17 protein-coding genes are annotated in these 19,594 nt (G+C 37.8%); 6 read left to right on the top strand and 11 right to left on the bottom strand.

Annotated features, from left to right (window positions below; genetic code table 11):
- Both ACH2CJ_RS20655 and ACH2CJ_RS20650 read right to left on the bottom strand, forming a co-directional pair.
- The coding region (locus ACH2CJ_RS20655) for a DUF6089 family protein (protein ID WP_394996137.1) at positions 1-1,433 on the bottom strand (1,433 nt) is incomplete at its 3' end.
- Between the two features lie 171 nt (positions 1,434-1,604).
- Entirely contained in the window at positions 1,605-3,734 is a 2,130-nt protein-coding gene (locus ACH2CJ_RS20650) for a S9 family peptidase (RefSeq protein WP_394996135.1), read from the bottom strand.
- A 200-nt stretch (positions 3,735-3,934) separates the two neighbouring features.
- On the opposite strand from ACH2CJ_RS20650, the gene ACH2CJ_RS20645 reads away from it, so the two are divergent.
- From ACH2CJ_RS20645 to ACH2CJ_RS20635, 3 genes are all read left to right on the top strand, one after another.
- On the top strand, positions 3,935-5,416 hold the full coding sequence (locus ACH2CJ_RS20645) for a M20/M25/M40 family metallo-hydrolase (RefSeq protein ID WP_394996133.1): 1,482 nt from the start codon (positions 3,935-3,937) through the stop codon (positions 5,414-5,416).
- 79 nt (positions 5,417-5,495) lie between these two features.
- Complete coding sequence (locus ACH2CJ_RS20640; RefSeq protein WP_394996131.1) at positions 5,496-7,037, top strand: YifB family Mg chelatase-like AAA ATPase; 1,542 nt, start codon at positions 5,496-5,498, stop codon at positions 7,035-7,037.
- A 152-nt stretch (positions 7,038-7,189) separates the two neighbouring features.
- On the top strand, positions 7,190-7,630 hold the full coding sequence (locus ACH2CJ_RS20635) for a thioredoxin family protein (RefSeq protein WP_394996129.1): 441 nt from the start codon (positions 7,190-7,192) through the stop codon (positions 7,628-7,630).
- Positions 7,631-7,709: 79 nt separating this feature from the next.
- Here ACH2CJ_RS20635 and serS read toward each other — a convergent pair whose 3' ends face one another.
- The 7 genes from serS to ACH2CJ_RS20600 all read right to left on the bottom strand — a co-directional run bounded on the left by serS (position 7,710) and on the right by ACH2CJ_RS20600 (position 12,326).
- Positions 7,710-8,996 (bottom strand): serine--tRNA ligase, encoded by a 1,287-nt coding sequence (serS, locus tag ACH2CJ_RS20630; RefSeq protein WP_394996127.1) that lies wholly within the window; start codon positions 8,994-8,996, stop codon positions 7,710-7,712.
- 23 nt (positions 8,997-9,019) lie between these two features.
- Positions 9,020-9,199: a type II toxin-antitoxin system VapC family toxin gene (locus tag ACH2CJ_RS20625; protein WP_394996139.1), complete on the bottom strand. Its 180-nt coding sequence runs from the start codon at positions 9,197-9,199 to the stop codon at positions 9,020-9,022.
- A gap of 6 nt (positions 9,200-9,205) precedes the next feature.
- The gene (locus tag ACH2CJ_RS20620) at positions 9,206-9,403 is read right to left on the bottom strand and encodes a hypothetical protein (RefSeq protein ID WP_394996125.1); all 198 of its coding nucleotides are present in this window, start codon (positions 9,401-9,403) and stop codon (positions 9,206-9,208) included.
- Positions 9,382-9,624: a hypothetical protein gene (locus ACH2CJ_RS20615; protein WP_394996122.1), complete on the bottom strand. Its 243-nt coding sequence runs from the start codon at positions 9,622-9,624 to the stop codon at positions 9,382-9,384. Before ACH2CJ_RS20615 ends, ACH2CJ_RS20620 begins: the two co-directional genes overlap by 22 nt.
- A 55-nt stretch (positions 9,625-9,679) precedes the next feature.
- The gene (locus ACH2CJ_RS20610; protein WP_394996120.1) at positions 9,680-11,008 is read right to left on the bottom strand and encodes an aspartate kinase; all 1,329 of its coding nucleotides are present in this window, start codon (positions 11,006-11,008) and stop codon (positions 9,680-9,682) included.
- 57 nt (positions 11,009-11,065) lie between these two features.
- Positions 11,066-11,545 carry a 6,7-dimethyl-8-ribityllumazine synthase gene (ribH, locus tag ACH2CJ_RS20605; RefSeq protein ID WP_394996117.1) on the bottom strand — a complete coding sequence of 160 codons (480 nt, stop codon included), beginning with the start codon at positions 11,543-11,545 and terminating at the stop codon, positions 11,066-11,068.
- 85 nt (positions 11,546-11,630) lie between these two features.
- A complete protein-coding gene (locus tag ACH2CJ_RS20600) occupies positions 11,631-12,326 on the bottom strand; it encodes a tol-pal system YbgF family protein (protein ID WP_394996114.1) in 696 nt (231 codons plus the stop codon).
- A gap of 356 nt (positions 12,327-12,682) precedes the next feature.
- Here ACH2CJ_RS20600 and ACH2CJ_RS20595 point away from each other — a divergent pair, with 356 nt between their 5' ends.
- The 3 genes from ACH2CJ_RS20595 to ACH2CJ_RS20585 all read left to right on the top strand — a co-directional run bounded on the left by ACH2CJ_RS20595 (position 12,683) and on the right by ACH2CJ_RS20585 (position 18,335).
- Positions 12,683-15,793: a SusC/RagA family TonB-linked outer membrane protein gene (locus tag ACH2CJ_RS20595; protein ID WP_394996111.1), complete on the top strand. Its 3,111-nt coding sequence runs from the start codon at positions 12,683-12,685 to the stop codon at positions 15,791-15,793.
- Between the two features lie 156 nt (positions 15,794-15,949).
- On the top strand, positions 15,950-17,464 hold the full coding sequence (locus ACH2CJ_RS20590) for a SusD/RagB family nutrient-binding outer membrane lipoprotein (protein WP_394996108.1): 1,515 nt from the start codon (positions 15,950-15,952) through the stop codon (positions 17,462-17,464).
- Between the two features lie 64 nt (positions 17,465-17,528).
- On the top strand, positions 17,529-18,335 hold the full coding sequence (locus ACH2CJ_RS20585) for a DUF4397 domain-containing protein (protein ID WP_394996107.1): 807 nt from the start codon (positions 17,529-17,531) through the stop codon (positions 18,333-18,335).
- 66 nt (positions 18,336-18,401) lie between these two features.
- On the opposite strand, the gene ACH2CJ_RS20580 is transcribed toward ACH2CJ_RS20585, so the two are convergent.
- Positions 18,402-19,079 (bottom strand): RNA-binding domain-containing protein, encoded by a 678-nt coding sequence (locus ACH2CJ_RS20580; protein ID WP_394996104.1) that lies wholly within the window; start codon positions 19,077-19,079, stop codon positions 18,402-18,404.
- Between the two features lie 115 nt (positions 19,080-19,194).
- The coding region (locus ACH2CJ_RS20575; protein WP_394996101.1) for a DUF1684 domain-containing protein at positions 19,195-19,594 on the bottom strand (400 nt) is incomplete at its 5' end.

Raw genomic sequence — 19,594 nt, 5'->3', positions numbered from 1 at the left:
GCAAAACTCAACTCGTCTAATTCTGCTTGTGAAATTTCACAACCACTTGCAGTTCTATAACCTTTAGGAACTAATTGACCATTTACATATCCTTCTGGGCAACCATCATTCGATGCTAAACCAGCTAAATCTGGACATTTGTCTTTTGCGTCAGCTACACCGTCACCATCACGGTCTGGGCAACCTTTAGCCGAAGCTACTCCTTTTACTGTTGGACAATCATCATCTTTGTCGGCAATGCCATCACCGTCAGTATCTGGGCAGCCATTCAATGATGCTGGACCTGCTTCATTTGGACAAGCATCGTCTTTATCAGCAATACCATCACCGTCAGTATCAGGGCAACCTTTTAATGCTTTAACACCTGGTACGTCTGGACAAGCATCGTCTTTATCAGCAACACCGTCTTTGTCACGGTCTGGGCAGCCTTTCAATGCTATTGTGCCTACTTGTGTTGGACAATCATCATCTTTATCAGCTATACCGTCACCGTCAGTATCAGGGCAACCTTTCAATGCCATAGGACCCGCTTGTGTTGGGCAGGCATCATCTTTGTCTGGAATACCATCACCGTCTGTATCAGGGCAACCTTGAAATTTACGTAATCCTTTTTCTGCTATACAGGCATCGCATCTATCTACGACTCCATCTTTATCGCCATCTTTATCACCAAAGCGATAAGAACCAAGCAAATTAGCTACTACATAACCATCATTATAAGCACGACCATTTGGCGTAAGGGCAGTACCTGTTCCTAAAGCTGTAGTCGAAAGTTTTGTACCATCAAGGTAGTCAGAAAAAGCATAACGATAACCAGCTTCAGCACCAATAGTCCATCGTTCTGCAATATTATATTTCAAACCAACACCAAAAGGAAGAATCAAAGCCGCTTTTTTTCTATTTGCAAGGTCTTGGTCATATAATTGAGCCATAACATATTTTCTTGGGTCATCATCTTGCAAAGCAGCATTTTGAGCTTTTACAGTAGGATTAGTAAAAGCAACACCTATTCCACCATAGAGATATGGAGTGAGTGTTTTTTTGAAAGTACCATCGCAAGTATATCTTCTTTCTCGGAGTGGATAATACTCACCAAGTAGAGATAATTCAACTAATGGTGTAGAAAATTTCAAACGACGATAATCCCATCTGTGGTCTGGTCGGTCGAGGTCATTTCCTGCTAATTTGCCCAATAGTATTTGTCCACGTAAGGCAAAATAATCATTTAGGTGTCGGCGAACAAACGCACCAATCATCAGATTGTTTTCTGAAGGATATGGTTTACTACAATGCATATCACCAAAATATTGGTTGATACCGATGGGAAGACCAATTTCCCATTTATAAGGTTTACAAACCTTACAAGAATCTTGTGCCTGGGTTGATAGCGATAAAGTTAATAAGGCTACAAAAAGGTATGTTATTTTCTTCATGTTGGGGGAATTTAATTGTTTTCTTCTTAGAAATAATGTCAAAATTGGACTAATCAAAAGATTTTAGGTCACAATTTAAGTTTAATCATCAGCAAAGAAAAAAAAAAATGTTAGAATTTTCTACAAAAACGCTCATTATTTTTGTAGAAAATGATTATTCGGTAATTATTGTCACTTAATCATTTCTGCCAAATCAATAATAAAGGCATATTCCATTGCTACTTCTTTGAGAGAAGCAAAACGCCCGGAAGCTCCTCCGTGCCCTGCTTCCATATTGACGTGCATCAATAATAAGTTATTATCAGTTTTCATTGTACGAAGTTTAGCCACCCATTTAGCAGGCTCAAAATACTGCACTTGTGAGTCGTGCAAACCTGTAGTAACGAGCATATTTGGATATGCTTTTTTCTCTATATTGTCGTAGGGTGAATAGGATAACATATATTCATAGGCATCCTTGTTTTTAGGATTTCCCCATTCTTCAAACTCGCCAGTTGTCAATGGAATCGTTTCGTCGAGCATTGTTGTTACTACATCTACAAATGGTACGGCTGCTACTACGCCTCTATATAATTCGGGCTTTATGTTTATAATTGCTCCCATTAATAGTCCACCGGCACTTCCACCCAAAGCAAAAAGTTTGGTTGGGCTACAATATTTGTTTTTTATGAGAAACTCCGAGCAATCAATAAAATCGTAGAAGGAGTTTTTCTTATTAAACATTTTGCCGTGGTCGTACCATTCACGCCCCATTTCTTGTCCGCCACGAATGTGTGCAATGGCATAAACAAAGCCTCGGTCTAATAGGCTTAGTCGCACCGAACTAAAAGTTGCATCGGTTGAAGAGCCATAAGAACCATAAGCATATTGTAGTAAAGGTGCAGTTCCGTCGAGATTGGTGCCTTTTCTATACACAATCGAAACAGGTACTTTTGCTCCATCTCGAACGCTTACGAAAACTCGCTCTGATACGTAATTGTTTTTGTCAAATCCACCTAAAACAGTTTGTTGTTTTTTCAATTCTTTTGCTTTGGTGTTCATATTATAATCAAACGTTGAACTTGGTGTTGTCAAAGACGTATAACCATAACGTAAAACAGCGGTCTCAAAGTCGGGATTTGCTCCAATGTTGGCATCGTATGCTGGTTCGCCAAAGTTCAAATAATGTTCGGCTTTTGTTGTTTGATTGATAATTCTGATTTGAGTCAATCCTTGATTTTTTTCTTGAACAACCAAGTGATTTTTGAAAACCTCGATGCCTTCCAAATAAACATCTTTTCTATGTGCAATCAATTCTTTCCACTGCGATTTATCTGAACTATGATCCTCCTTGACTTCCATTAACTTGAAATTGAGGGCATTGTTAAGATTGGTGCGGACATAAAATTTGTCTTGAAAATGCTCAATATTATATTCATGTCCACGCTCACGAGGAGAAAATATTTTGAATTCTCCCGTTGGATTAGATGCTTCCAATAAATGATATTCAGAAGCTACGCCATTATGGTCGCAACCAATTGCAATATATTTTTTTGACTTCATGCGATATAGACCCATGTAATATTGGTTGTCTTTTTCTTCATAAATCAATACATCTGTTTTTACGTCAGTTCCTAAAACGTGTCGCCAAACTTGGTAGCCCAGAAGTGTTTGTTGGTCACGAACAATGTAAAAAAGTGTTTTATTATCTGCCGCCCAAGCGTAGCTTCCACCCTCAGTGTTTTTAATTTGGTCTTTAAATAACTTGCCCGTTTTTAAATCTTTAAACCGAACTGTATAATTTCGACGGCTGATGGTATCAACGCCATAAGCCATAATTTCCTCATTATCAGATATTTCGTAGCCGCCAACGTTGAAATACGCCTTGCCTTTGCCTAATTTATTGCCATCCAATAATATTTCCTCGGGAGCTGTTAGGTCACCTTTTTTGCGGCAATAAAGTGGGTATTCGCCACCTTCGATAAATTTTGCATAATAAAAATAATTGCCATCTTTTACAGGAACAGACTCATCTTTTTCTTTAATACGACCTTTCATTTCTTGAAAAAGCTGTTCTTGAAAAGGTTTTACAGGAGCCATTACTGCATCTAAGTAGGTGTTTTCGGCTTTTAAATAATTGATAACTTCAGCATTTTCACGTTCGTTGAGCCAATAGTAATTATCAACACGAGCATGGTCGTGGATTTTCATTTCTTTGGGTTTTACTTGCACTACTGGCGTGGTTAAGCCAGTGTTTTTCATTGTCTGTCCGATACTCATAGTTGAAATAGTTAAAAGAAATAAATAAAACAGCTTTTTCATCGAGGTTATCGTTTGAATTAAGATTCTTGGCAAAAATAAAACAATTTCTTGACGAATGGTGTAGATGTTGTGGCGTTTTTAAGGAAATGAATTACGAAAAATATTTAGACAATTTGTTTAAAAATAACGATTTTTACATTTAATATTACACTTTATAAAAAAACATTTCATCTATTATAATAATAACTTTTATAAATCTAATGAGAAAACGGACTTTTGCATTAATAATAGCGGTAATTATAGCAACTCTTTCAGCTTTCAATATCAAAAAAGACCGTCTTGAAGAAGTTTTTGTAAAGATAAACCAAGAGGTACTTTATCGTGGACGTTCGTACGAAACACTTGGCGAAGCAACTTCCACAATTGGGCATCGCCTGACAGGTAGCACCAACGGAAAAAAAGCCGAGGAGTTTTCTTACAAACTATTGAAAGAATATGGTTTTGTTGATGTAAAATACTTGCCTTTTGAAGTAGAGTCTTGGGCGAGAGATACAGTGAGCCTTTCGATTGTGCCACGTAATAGCGATTTTTTTCATGATGTAGAGGTAGTTGCTTTGGCACATTCGCCTGTTTCGTCGCACCTCAAGTCACCTATTGTTGATTGTAGTGACGGGGTAGAATCTGATTTTGAAAAAGTAAAAGAACAACTAAAAGGCAAGGTTGCTTTGTTTAATATTAATATTCAATCACCAGAGAATAAAGGAAAGAAAAATCTTCATCGTTCGGAGAAAACCGCTTTGGCAATCAAATATGGTGCTTCGGGTGTTATTATTGCTAATGCCGTAGAAGGTGGTGTACTTTTAACAGGAACAGCTTCTGTTACTGGCGAATTGATTCCAATTCCAGCTGTTTGTATTTCGGTAGAAAGTGGTAAAGCGATTCGTAAATGGTTGAGTGAAGAGCCAAACCTTTTGGCAATTGTTGATATGCGAAACTTCAGTCGCCCCATTCGTGCAAGAAATGTAATAGCAACACTTCCTGGGAATTCAAAAAAATATAGAAAAGAAAAAATCATTATCGGTGGGCATTTAGATTCGTGGGATTTGGCCACTGGTGCAATGGACAATGGCATTGGGTCTTTTACGGTAATGGATGTAGCAAGGGTTTTTCAGGCATTGAATCTTCGACCAAAACGTACCATCGAATTTGTACTTTTCATGGGCGAAGAGCAAGGTTTGCTTGGTTCGAAAGCAATGGTGAAAAAATACAAAGAAGAAGGTAAGCTCGACCAAGTACAAATGATGATAAATCTCGACATGGTAAACAATGCGAAAGGTTTCAACGCCATGGGGCGACCAGAATTACGCAAGTTTTTTGATGAAGTAGGAAAGAAAATTAAAGCAATTGATTCGACTTTTACGAATGTAAATCCGAATGGTGCGGGTTTGCACTCTGACCATCAGCCATTTATGATTGAAGGAGTGCCAGTTTGCTCGCCATCGGGAAGTTTTCCTGTGAAAGCCTATAATTGCTACCATGCTAATTGCGACCGCTTCGATTTGATTGACAAAAAACAAATTACTAATAATGTCCGCTTTACGGCAATGATGCTTTATGCTTTGGCAGAAGCTGACGAACTGCCAGTAAAAAAGCTGAATGACCAACAAACCAAAGAGTTTTTGATTAAACAAAACCTCAAAAATGAGTTGATAATTGGTAAAGATTGGCGTTGGGAACTGTAAAAATTAAATTCTAAAACTTTGTGCCGAGCAACGGTCGCCATTGGGCCTCGTTGCTTTTGTGCCTATTTAAAAAAAACTTATGCTGTCAAAAACCTTCGGGGCTGCTGTTTATGGTGTCGATGCTGCACTAATTACCGTTGAAGTGAGTGTAGTGCAAGGTACAGGAATGGCAATTGTAGGTTTGCCAGACGGAGCCGTAAAAGAAAGCCAACAACGAGTAGATGCCGCCTTGAAAAACTGTAATTTTCAAATTTCTCGTCAAAAAACCGTCATAAATCTTGCTCCTGCTGATATTCGTAAAGAAGGTTCTGCTTATGATTTGCCAATGGCAATAGGTCTTTTGGCTGTTTCGGGACAAATAAAAACGACTAAAAATTTAGAAGAATATGTCATTTTGGGCGAATTAGCTTTAGATGGAACACTTCGCCCAATCAAAGGTGTTTTGCCAATCGCCATAGAAGCTCGGCGAAATAAATTGAAAGGGTTTATACTTCCTGCCGAAAATGCAATGGAGGCATCAATAGTCAATTCATTAGATGTGATTCCTGTAAATACATTGATGGAAGCCATAGAATATTTGACCGGACAAAGAGAAATTGAACCATTGGTTACTGACACAAGAGATATTTTTTTCAATTCGGTAAGTGAATACGACGCCGATTTTTCGCACGTACAAGGGCAAGAAAATATCAAACGAGCCATGGAAATTGCAGCGGCTGGCGGTCATAATGTTATTATGATTGGACCACCAGGAGCTGGGAAAACTATGCTTGCCAAGCGTTTACCTTCTATTTTACCACCACTCACACTTCAAGAAGCCCTCGAAACAACCAAAATTCATTCAGTTGCAGGAAAATTAGGTATAAAATCATCGTTGATTGCTCGCCGACCCTTTCGTTCGCCGCATCATACCATTTCGGATGCAGCTTTGGTTGGTGGCGGAAGTTATCCGCAACCTGGCGAAATTTCTTTGGCTCATAATGGCGTTTTGTTTTTGGACGAACTACCAGAGTTCAAACGAACTGTTTTGGAAGTAATGCGTCAGCCATTAGAGGAGCGAAAAGTTGTTATTTCTCGCACCAAACAAGCCGTTGAATTTCCTTCAAATTTTATGTTGGTGGCAAGCATGAACCCTTGTCCATGTGGCTATTATAACCATCCTGACAAAGAATGTAGCTGTCCGCCTGGTACGGTTGGAAAATATCTGAATAAAATTTCAGGACCTCTTTTAGATAGAATAGACTTGCACGTAGAAGTTACACCTGTAAGTTTTGACCAAATTGCCTCTACTCGAAAAAATGAAACTTCTGCCGAGATAAGGGTGCGAGTAATCTCCGCCCGTGAATTACAAACGAAACGTTTTGAAAATTATCCAGATGTTCATTCAAATGCTATGATGCAGCCAGAAATGGTGAAAGAAATTTGTGATATTGGCGAAGCAGGAAAAGCTCTTCTGAAAAAAGCAATGGAACGCCTCGGGCTTTCGGCACGTGCGTATGACCGAATTTTGAAAGTAAGTCGTACCATTGCCGATTTATCAGCATCGGAAGAAATCAAAATTGAGCATTTGGCTGAGGCTATACAATATCGTAGTTTGGATAGAGAAAATTGGGCAGGGTGAGGGTAAAAGAATCGTGTGAGACTAAGAATGATGAATGTTGAAGAATATCATATTTTGGTCTAAATTTTGCTTTTTTTACTCCCAAAGAAACTAAAATCTTATACTTATACGTTAGATAAAATAGTCACTAATCACTCATTATTTTACTAAAAATGAAGAAAAATCTATTGTTTGCCACCATTGGACTACTTTTTAGCCTATCAACTTATGCTCAACATGTGAATAGTGCCACAGGAATAAAATTCACTGAAACGTCTTGGAAAGAAATAGTTAAAAAAGCGAAAGCCGAAAAGAAATTGATATTTATGGATGCTTATACCACTTGGTGTGGGCCATGTAAAATGCTACAATCAAGGGTTTTTCCTGACAAAGCATTAGGTGCATTTTTCAACGAAAACTTTATTAATGCAGCCATTGACATGGAAACTGACGAGGGCGTAAGATTATCAAGTATTTATGAAGTACAGGGTTATCCTTCATTATTTTTTATTGACCCAAATACTGGTAAAGTAGTGAAAATGTTTTTGGGTTATACTGAAATTGAGCCTTTACTTTCGGCAGGAAAAAAATTAGCAATAAAGAAAAAGGTATAATTTTCTAGAATAATAAGGCATACAAAAAGAGGAAAACAAATCGTTTTTCCTCTTTTTGTTTTATGCAAATACTTGATTATCAGTTGATTGTGTCAAATCCGCAATAAGGAATTAATACTTTTGGGATTTTGATTCCTTCGGGTGTTTGGAAGTTTTCTAAGATAGAAGCCAATATACGTGGCAAAGCCAAAGCCGAACCATTCAGCGTATGCAAAAGTTGCATTTTACCCTCGCCCGGGCGGCGTTCCGCTTTATAACGAAGCTTCAAACGATTGGCTTGATATGATTCGAAATTTGAAACGGAACTAACTTCTAACCAACGTTTTTGTGCAGCAGAATACACTTCAAAATCATAAGTAAGAGCGGAAGTAAAACCCATATCGCCTCCACAAAGACGAAGAATTCGATAAGGCAACTCCAATTTTTCGAGCAACGACTTTACGTGTTCAACCATTTCATTTAATGCCTGATAAGACTCTTCGGGCTTACGAATCTGCACAATTTCGATTTTATCAAATTGGTGCAAACGATTCAAACCTCTCACGTGAGCCCCCCAACTTCCTGCTTCTCTACGAAAACAAGGTGTATACGCTACATTTTTTATCGGCAACTCATTTTCTAACAAAATTACATCTCGATAAATATTCGTAATTGGCACTTCGGCAGTTGGAATCAAATACAAATCATCAACCGTTGAATGGTACATTTGCCCTTCTTTATCAGGTAATTGTCCCGTGCCGAAGCCCGATTCTTTATTTATCAAAATCGGTGGTTGAATTTCCATATAACCAGCCGACAATGCTTCATCCAAGAAGAAATTTATCATTGCTCTCTGAATTCTTGCACCTTTTCCTTTATAAACAGGAAATCCCGCACCAGTAATTTTATTTCCTAAATCGAAGTCGATTATGTCATATTGCTTTATAAGCTCCCAATGAGGCAAAGCAGCATCATGCAAAGTTGGAATCGTACCATGCTCAAAAATACTGACATTTTCTTCGGGCGTGCGACCTTCGGGAACACTGATGTGTGGAAGGTTTGGAATCGTAACCATTACATTATAAAGCTCTGACTCTGAGGACTTTAAGTGTTCTTCTAAGGCTTTCGACTTTACTTTCAATTCAGTTGTTTCAGCTTTGGCTGCTTCTGCTTCCTCTTTTTTGCCTGCTTTCATCAAACCGCCAATTTCTTTGGCTAAAGCATTGGCTCTTGCCAAAGTAGTGTCGAGTTCGGCTTGGGTTTCACGGCGTTTTTGGTCAATGCTCAAAACCGTTTCGATTACTTCTTCAGCATTTTTGAAATATTTACGCTTCAAGCTATTAATGGTAGCTTGTTTGTTTTCTTTTATGTAATTGAGTTGTAGCATGAAAAATTTATAATCTTAACCTATTAAAAAGGATTGTAATATTTTAATCCATTGATATTTTCAAAATCTTTGTCATTGCGAGAAATGAGTGTAAAATCAAAGACTATTGCAGTTGCAGCAATAATAGCATCTGGAAGTTTGATTTTGTATAAACGCCTTAATTCTATTGTTTTATAGACAATAGAGTTATCAAGCGGAAAAATAGTGCATTAGTTTACAAACTTTTCAGTTTTTAATTTTACCTCCATTGTTGGAAAATCATAGCCTAAAAGTTCAATTTGGCTTATAACCGAAAGATTAAAACCCAATGTGGTTGCTTTTCTAAGTTCTTGTTCAACACTTTTATCCAAGCCACCCTTGATAAGGTAAATGGCACAATTACTATCTAAAAGAGAGGGCGTTCCCATTCGTTTCTTGATTCAGTTAAGTACGTTTCAAATTTAGCAACATCTAAATCGGGAACACTTCCATAAAATTGGTCAAAAAATGAAGTCTCTTTTTTAGTGTCTGTTTTTTTTGCCAAAGAATTCTCCAAAATCTTGAAAGTATCAATCATTTCAAAAGATTTCAAAAATTCCAGTAAGGCAATTGCTTTTTGAGGATTTTGAACGCTAATCTGGATTTCCATAATAATATTGTTTTAAGGACTAACAAAGTTAATGAAAAAATAGGTCAAACGTATTTTAATCAAATTTAAACAAACCCTCATTCAAGGCATTTAAAGCTTCGTTTTTGTGCTTGGTATCAACCAAAAGAGAAATATTATGCTCCGATGCACCATAAGCAATCATTCTGATTGGAATATCACGCATTGCTTCCATCACTTTCAGAGCAATTCCTGCTTTATCTGCCATGAAATTTCCTACAATACAAATGATAGATTGATTGCGGTCGTGTTCTTCCAATTCAGCGAATTGACCTAAAACTGCTGTGATTTTGTCAAGATTCTCGGCATTATCAATTGTAACGGCAATCGAAACCTCCGATGTTGTTATCATATCGACAGGCGTTTTGAAGTTTTCAAAAACCTCAAAAACTTTTCTCATAAAACCGTAAGCATTTAGCATGCGAGTTGAGTGAATATAAATAGCTGTGATGCCATCTTTCGCAGCAATTGCCTTGATTTCGGCATCAGTAGTTTTATCGGCAATGAGCGTTCCGTAGGCGTTTGGCTCCATTGTATTTTTCAAACGAACAGGTACGCCACGCATTTTGGCTGGAGTAATGGTACTTGGGTGTAATATCTTTGCCCCAAAATATGCCAATTCTGCTGCTTCCTCAAAAGTCAATTCACGCACAGGAAAAGTGCGTTTCACAATTCTTGGGTCATTGTTGTGCATTCCGTCAATATCAGTCCAAATCTGTATTTCTTCTGCACGAATCGCTCCGCCTACCAACGATGCTGTATAATCAGAGCCCCCACGTTTCAAGTTATCAACTTCGCCTCTTGGATTTCTACAAATAAAACCTTGTGTGATAAAGATTTGCTTATCTTCTAATTGCGAAAGCATTGCTGTTAGTTTTTCTTCAGTAAAACTCAATACTGGCTCATTGTCGGCATCAATCAGCATGAAATCTAAAGCAGGTAAAAGAGCAGAACTTACGCCTTCTTCTTGTAGATACGTCTCAAACATTTGAGTTGAAAGTAATTCGCCTTCGGCAACAATTGCCTTTTCTTGCTTAAGCGAAAAAGGTTTAATATTTACCAATGAACGAATAAAATTAAATTCATTTTCGATGATAGTTTTACCTTTCGTATATCCTTCTTCGGTTTTATATAATTCTTTGATAAATGCTTGATAGTGAGCGTACAGAGCGTCGATTTTTTCGATTGCTTCGGCATCATTATTAGCTTTAAGCGACTCGCCAATAGAAATAAGTGAATTTGTCGTGCCTGAAAGTGCCGACAAAACTACGATTTTACGACTTGAGTCTTCAGTAATAAGATTACGGATTGCGTGCATACGCTCGGGCTTACCTACTGAGGTTCCGCCAAATTTCCAAACTTGCATCGTTATTCTGTGGTTGAGTTTTTTATTAATTTATTTTATTATATAATTCGTTGATTATCAGCTAATAGCCAGCATCTTTATCGCCGTTATCGCCGCTTCATCACCTTTATTGCCATGAATTCCACCCGCACGGTCGAGGGCTTGTTGTTGGTTATTTGGTGTTAATACGCCAAAAATTACAGGTTTATTATATTTCAATGACACATTCGTTAAGCCTTGAGCAACTGCATGATTGATATAATCATTGTGTTTAGTTTCGCCTTGAATTACGCAACCGATTGCAATGACGGCATCAATATCAGCTTTTTGGGCAAATACTTGCGAGCCAAAACTTAATTCATAACTGCCTGGAACATTGGCTCTTATGATATTATAGGCTTTTACGCCATTTTCTAAAAGAGTTTTATAAGCCCCTTCAAAAAGGGCTTCGGTAACTTCTTCGTTCCACTCGGCTACGATGATTGCAAAACGCTTTTGACTTACATCGGGTAGGGCTTCGGTGCTAAATTCGCTTAGATTTTTATGAACTGATGACATATTGATTTTCGGGAAATAAATTAAAAAAAAGGGATAAACCAATTTCGGCTTATCCCTTTGATTATTATTTTATAATAACCAAATCTTACTCGCCGACGATGTCTTCGAGTTTGGATTTATATTTTTTGGCATTGCCTGTTTCAATCGAATCTGGATATTTTTCTACAATTTCAGTATAAACCGCCAACGCTTCTTTGTTATTTTTTGCAACTTCGTAGGCAATTGCTAATTTCATCAAATAAGCAGGTGTAAAAGTTTTGTTTGGCTTATATTCAGCGGCTTTCTTGTAGTAAGTAATCGCATCGTCTGTGCTTTTCTTTTCCATATAAGCATCACCTATTAAAACATAAGCACGCCCTTGAATCAGCAAATCATTTGAACTAAAGTTTTTCAAATGTTCAATTCCCTCATCAAATTTACCTTGTTTTACTAAAGCAACCCCTGCATAAAAATTTGCTAAATTACCCGCATTTGAACCACCATAATTATCAGCAATAGCCAATATTCCTTCATTGCCACCTGTACCGTTAAGTGCTTGTTTCAATGAGTCTGCTTCAAAAGCATAAACAGCATTAAACATAGCCGATTGGGCATCTTCATCTTGCGATTTAGTATAATAATTATAGCCAACAATCCCCAAAACAACTGCCAAAACTATACCACCAACGATGGTCAATAATTTTTGGTTGATTTTTAAAAAGCCTTCGGCTTTATTGAATTCTTGTTGTAATGCTTCTGGACTTTCAATGATTTCAAGACCTGATTTTTCTTTTTTTGCCATTTTAGATAGTGCGACTACCGCTTTTATTTATCTGTTTAACTTGATTAAATACTTGATAATCAAGTAATTTTTTTCAAAGAATACTGTTTTGACTAATACAATTTTTTTTCGGAGTGCAAAGTTATGAAATTGATTTTGAACTTTTTAATATAGTTTGATAAAAATTATGTCAATTCTTATATTATACTTGTATTTTTCTTAGAAAAGAATAATTGATAAGTATTTTATATGATACTACTACGGTTATAAAGAATAGGTTTTTATGCGAAACACTTCTATTAACCACGTTGTGTTGATATTATAATTTTTATTAACTTGCGTGAGTTTAATCATCAATAAACATAATCTACTTTTTTATGAAACAAACTCTACGATGTTGGATTGTAATGCTGTCTGTGTTTTTCTATCAGATAACTATTGCCCAAGACAAATTAATTACGGGAACAGTTACTTCTTCAGAAGATGGCTCGGCTTTGCCAGGCGTAAGCGTAGCCGTCAAAGGATTAAGTAAAGGTACTACCACTAATGCTGATGGTAAGTATAGCTTGTCAGTTCCTCAAAATGGGACTTTAGTATTTAGCTTTTTAGGTTTTGAAACCCAAAGTTTAAAAATTTCCAATACCGCTACTTTCGATGTGGTGCTAGCCTCATCAGCTTTTGAGTTTGATGAAGTCGTAACGGTCGCACAAGGTATTGACGTAAAAAAAGGAAGCCTTGGCTATGGGGTGCAAACTGTAAAAGGAGATGATGTTGCTGATACGCAACGACCTAATTTCATGCAAGCTTTGCAAGGAAGAGTGGCAGGTTTGAACATGACTCCTACTAGTGGAACTCCTGGAGGTTCGGTTCAGATTCAGTTGCGTGGTGTAACTTCTATAGGAGGTAGTAATAGCCCACTTTTTGTGATTGACGGCTTGCCACTTGATAACCGTACTTTCGGGCAGGGTGCTTTGGTAAGTGATGGACCAAATAGAGGAAATGACTACATGAGTCGGGCGGGAGAAATAAATCCGCAAGATATTGAATCAATAACGGTGCTGAAAGGACCAGAAGCTGCCGCACTTTATGGGCAAGATGGAGCTTCGGGGGCAATTATTATTACTACAAAAAAAGCCAAAAAAGGCAAACCAAAGGTTGATTATAGCAATACGTTTGGCTTTTCAAAAGTATATCGTTCACTCGAAACCCAAAGAGTTTATGGTCGAGGTTTCAACGGCTCGCCTGCTGGAACAGCCCAAAGTTTTTTTGGACCAAAATATGGCTCAGAAACTACGCTTTATAATAACTTAGATAATTTTTATCAGACAGGTAAAACCCAAGTGCATAATTTGGCAGTGCAAGGTGGAACAGATGCCGTCAGGTATCGTTTTTCTACAACGTACACTAATCAAGATGGCATTGTGCCAACAACCAACTACGAAAGGTTATCAATGATGCTGAAAGGAGATGCTGATATTAGTTCAAAGTTAGACCTTTCGACCTCGTTTCAGTTCTTAAAATCAAGTAATGTGAAGGCAATTCGTAGTGGTGGTGGCTTCTATGTTGGTTTATTGTCTTGGCCCGCCAACGACGACATTACTAACTGGAAAAACCCCGATGGCACTCGCCGACGTTTGCTTGCTGAGGCATCTGAATTGGATAATCCATTATTTAATCTTTACCGCAACAAAAATCAAGACCGCACAACTCGTACAATTGGTAGGTTTGAATTGAATTATAAACCCACCAAATGGCTGAAAGTTACCGGGCGTTTTGGTCCTGAATTTTATTCTACTTTGGGTAATTTCTTTATCAATCCAGAGTCAAATCTTGGTCTTGTTGGAAAAGGTATCGTTGATAATTATACCGAAAACGGACAGTTGATAACTGGTAACTTAGTAACATCGGTCAACAAAACATTCGGTAAGTTTTCGTTATCAACCCAAGTGGGTGGAGATGTTTATGACAATCGCTACGAAGTAAATGCGATTTATGGCGAAAACTTATACCTTTCAGATTTTAATAGCATCAATAATACCAATCCTCTAACCCAAAAAGCTAAACTTACACTTACTCGCCAACGCCGAGTTGGAGTATTTGCCCAAATGACTTGGGGCTATAACGATTTGCTTTATGTAACCGTTACTGGCCGAAATGACATGTCTTCAACTTTGCCAAAAGCTAATAATAGCTATTTTTATCCTTCAATAAATAGCTCTTTTGAATTTGCAAAATTGCCAGTTTTCAAAGATGTTCAGTGGCTTACTTATGGTAAAATTAGAATCTCGTATGCCGAAGTAGGTAAAGATGCACCACCGTATAGAGTATTGTCAAGTCTTACGCCACAAACAACTACAGGCGGAGGATTTGCTTATGGTGCTTTTGGTGGCAATGAAGGATTACTACCTGAGCGTGGCAAGAGTTTTGAAGTGGGTGCGGAGTTGAAATTTGTTCAAAATCGCTATGGTATTAATGTTTCTTATTATGAGCAAAATCGTTATGCTCAAATTGTTTCGCAACGCCTTAGCTACGGAACAGGTTTTATTTTAGGCTTGTTGAATGGGGGTAATTTTTATAACAAAGGCATGGAAGTTGAACTTTACATGAATCCTGTGAAAAGACAAAATTTTGATTGGAACTTGCAACTCAATTTTACAAAACTCAAAACAGATGTAAGTAGTCTTCCTGCCGATGTACCTGAATATTATAATTCAGACACTTGGTTGTTTGGAAATGCTCGTGCGAGTGCTTTTGTGGGAAATTTGGGAAATTATTTCAAGAACATGAATCTTGATTATAACCAACGTGGGTCAGGAAGTGCCTTAGCCATTGGTGGATACAGTTATTTAAGAAACCCCAAAGGTGATATTTTGATAAATCCTACGTCGGGTTTGCCAATTATTAATCAAAATTTTTTGCCAATTGGCGACCGAACACCAGATTTTACCATCGGATTGACCAACAGATTCCGTTACAAAAACCTAAATCTTTCGTTCTTGTTAGACATTCGTAAAGGTGGCGATGTATTTAATGGAAATGCTGCTTATTTGTACAGAACGGGTTTGAGTAATAAATTCTTAGACCGTGAAACACCAGTAACATTTAAGGGAGTGCTAAGAGATGGCCTTGAAAATACTGACAATCCGACAACCAATACAATTCAGATTTCGCCATTGTATCGCTCAGATTTTTTCTCAGCATTGCCTGAGTCAGAGTTTGTAGAGAAAGATGTAAACTGGATACGATTACGTGATGTTACTTTATCTTATAATTTTCCTGAAAAAGTAATGAAATCAACTAAAATTTTCCGTTCGGGAGGACTCTTCGTTACGGCAACTGACTTATTTATGCTTACCAATTACACGGGTTCCGATCCAAGTGTAAATGGTACAACCGCAACTTCTGGCGGTGCAGGTGCGGCAGGTCTTGACTACGGAACTCTCGCCATGCCTCGTAATCTTACGGTTGGTCTTAAAGTTGGGTTTTAAGCAATGATGAATAATAACAAGGTCGCCCGAGCGATGTTGTATGGTTAATTTGTAACTCATTGATTATAAATTAATTACTTAATTTAAAAATCGTTAAACAAAGGAATTTTATTCATTAAACATCAGATTTATCTGGTAAATCAAAGTTTAAACAAAATGAAAAAAATAAAAATATTAGCAATGCTCTTTGCAAGTCTTTGGCTGAGTAGTTGCGAAAAATACCTTGATATCAATCAAGACCCAAGTAACCCACAAGTAGCAGAAGGACACGTACTTTTACCACCATTACTTGCAGGAATGATGCGTGGAGAGGCATTTGACTCTCGCTATATTGGTCAATACATTCAAAATTGGCATTCATCGGGGGGGGGGAATACTTGGGACAGACACGGCTACGTGGCAGGAAGTGACGCCGCAGGTGAAAAGTGGCGACAACATTATTTTGCTTTGGGTCAAAATATTGTTTTGGCAATAAGAGATGGACAAGAAAAAGGCAAATGGGACTACTCTGGCGTAGCAAAAGCCATTCAAGCGTGGAGTTGGCAATCAACAACTGATTATCATGGCGAAATGATTTTGAAGCAAATGTTTGAGCCAAATCGCTACGTTTTTGACTTCGATAAGCAAGAAGATGTTTATGCCGAAGTAGTGCGTGGCTGCAACGATGCCCTAACTGATTTGGCTCGCACCGATGGTATTGTTTCGATGATATCTTTGGCTCGTGGCGACTTGGTTTATAAAGGCGACCGTACCAAATGGATAAAGTTTGTTTATGGTATTTTGGCAAGAAATGCTAATCATTTGAGCAATAAAAGTACTTATAACCCCGATAAAGTAATCGAATACGTTGATAAATCATTGGCAAGTAATGCCGATAATTTTAATGTGCCTCACACTGGCACAAGTACCGCAGATGGAAACTTTTTTGGACCAACTCGTAATAATATGGGTAGCTACCGACAAAGTGCCTATATGGTATCTTTGCTAAATGGAACCGTATTTAAAGATGTAAAAGACCCTCGTTTGGCATTAATGCTAACACCTTCGGTTGATGGAACTTATCGTGGCGTAAATACGACTTTTGGTGACCCAAATTCGGGAACTGCCGCTACCCGTATCGCCACCTTGTGGAATACTGTTCCAGGTGTGGCTACTACTGCCCTTGATGGTAGATATATTTTTTCAGACAAAGCTGATTATCCTTTAATGACTTATTTTGAATTACAGTTTATAAAAGCCGAAGCATTATTTAAAAAAGGCGATAAAGCAAAAGCTTTAGAAGCGTATAAAAATGGCATTATAGCTCACTTGGCTTATGCCAAAGCTACGGCAAAAGAACAAACCGATTATTTGGCAAGTGCTGCCGTAGTTGATGTTGATGCTGATTTGAAATTGAGCGATATTATGCTACAAAAATACATTGCTCTGTGGGGACATGGATGTCTGGAAACATGGGTAGATATGCGTCGTTATAATTATAGTAATGAGGTTTATACTGGTTTTACCTTGCCAATTGGTACTCAATTGTCAGCCGATAATGGTGGAAAACCAGCTCAACGAGTACGTCCAAGGTATAATTCTGAATATGTATGGAATCGGAATTCGCTTGACATAATCGGCGGCAATAACTTCGATTACCATACGTACGAATTGTGGTTTACTAAGAAATAATCTTCTATCTCTTTCATTTAGCCTTCCCTTTTGGTAGGGTTGGATGGGATTTAACTTCGATACAATGAAAATATATATCTTATCAATAAGTTTGCTAACTACATTACTATTAGGTAGTTGTGGCGACAAAAGTAGTTTTTTGACACAAATAGCACCCGCTGATGGAGCAAAAGTAAAATTTGTTCATGCTGCTCCCGATGCCCCAGGCGTTGCAATTTTTGTCAATGACCGAAAAGTTTCGGGTATTCTTACCGTTGCTCCAACAACGCCAGGAACAATTGCTTATGGCGGAGTTTTTCCTTCGACTGACTATACCATATTATCGGCAGGTACTGCAAAGGTAAAAATTACTACGCCATCTGTTAGTGATGCTACTTTATTAACTGGCGATGTAAACCTCGAATCGGGCAAATATTATACCGTAATAGCCACGGGTTTAGCACCAAGTTATGCTCCTTTTGTGGTGCAAGATAATATTCCTGCCCTTTCGGGAAATAAAGTGTTTTTTAGAGTCATAAATCTTACTGCAAATTCGACCGATGTAGAGGTAAGTATTGCTGGCTCGGTTGCGGCTACTGGAATAAAACACAAAGAAGGTGGTGATAAATTTATTGCTTACGATTTGCCTGGTTTCACAAATACTTCGGCTACAGTTGTATTAAGTGTCAAAACCAATGGCACTTCTACTGCAACAACTGCGGGAACTGTAACCTCCATAGGTACAATTACTTACGCAGGTGTTACGCCGGGAAGGGTTTATACTATCATTACGAGGGGGATTTTGGCTACGCAAGCACCAGATGCATTAGGGAAAATTGTAGTAACAGCTTCAAAATTTCCAGCGAGTTCAAGTTTATACACCAATCGTTAATTTGCTTGAAAAACTAAAAAAAGTCAATCTTGAAAATTTTCAAGATTGACTTTTTTTATGATAAAATTACGCCGCCATAAAAAAATCTTGCACTTCGTGGGGCTGCACTTTTAGCACATTGGCAAGCACTAAAACTATTAATGTACGGGAAGCTATTTTTCGAGAAATATTGGCAATCGTGGCATAAGTTTCAACCGTAATCTGTTGATTGTCAGCCAGATATTTCATTAAAGTTTTTTCTTTTTCTCCATATTGAAACCGAATACTCAAGCCTTTTCTCTCGCCTTTCAAAATCTCTCGCATCTCACGGCTTGCTTGCACCGAACGGTCGGCTACACGCACATAAGCCCGACGATTTTCAATGTTTCCATCTAAATCTACATAGTGAGGCTTGAACGGACTTTTTGGGATATTATAAATTAATACTTCTCGCTCACCTTCAATCACGAGCCTTTCAAACGTATAATCAATAGCAGGATAAATGTATTTTTCGATGGCACGCTGTAGAATAAACTCATCTTCGTCAGGAAATTTGAGCCCTTTGAGGCTTTTATCGTCGGCTACACCCACAATAAGTTTGCCGCCATCGGTATTGGCGAATGCCACCATCTCACGGACGATTTTTTCGGGGTGGGTTGTTTTTAGCTTAAATTCTACATACTTGTTTTCGCCGTGTCTAACAAGTTCTTTCAGTTCCCGCAGGTCAATTCTTGACTGCTGGGTAGGTTGGTACTCCAATATCATTTTCCCGAATGATTTGGTTTCTTAAAAATACATTGAGTAAACCAAATTTGCAAAAATATTTGTGCGATTTTTATTTCAATAACGATAATCGTAGAAAAATGTTCGATAAATAGCCTTAATGATTTTTTTCGAAATTCTTCTCTCCAGCCTCAATCGCTACTTTTAAATGATTTTCTTTTGGCGGAATCGGGCAGCTATATCCTTCACTAAAAGCACAATATGGATTATAAGCTTTATTGAAATCTAAATAAATCTTTTCGCCTTCAAGTTGTTTCATGCGAAAATCAAGGTAACGCCCACCGCCATAGCTTCCTTTGCCATTGGTTAAATCTTTGAATGGAATAAACAAATAGTCACGGTATTGTGGTATTATTTTTAGTCCAAGTGATTGATAAACAGCGAGTTTGTATTTTTTTTCGTCAATTTCAAATTTTAATTCTCCAAACTTTACATAAGTTTTTGTCTTTCCTGCCGAAGTTGGTAATTCGAACGGTTTTCCCTTGGTCGGAACAAAT

Source organism: Emticicia sp. (assembly GCF_043780375.1).
In the GTDB taxonomy this organism is placed as follows: domain Bacteria; phylum Bacteroidota; class Bacteroidia; order Cytophagales; family Spirosomataceae; genus Emticicia.
Note: the sequence above shows the minus strand (reverse complement) of the source record. Positions and strands in the feature narration are given on the sequence as shown.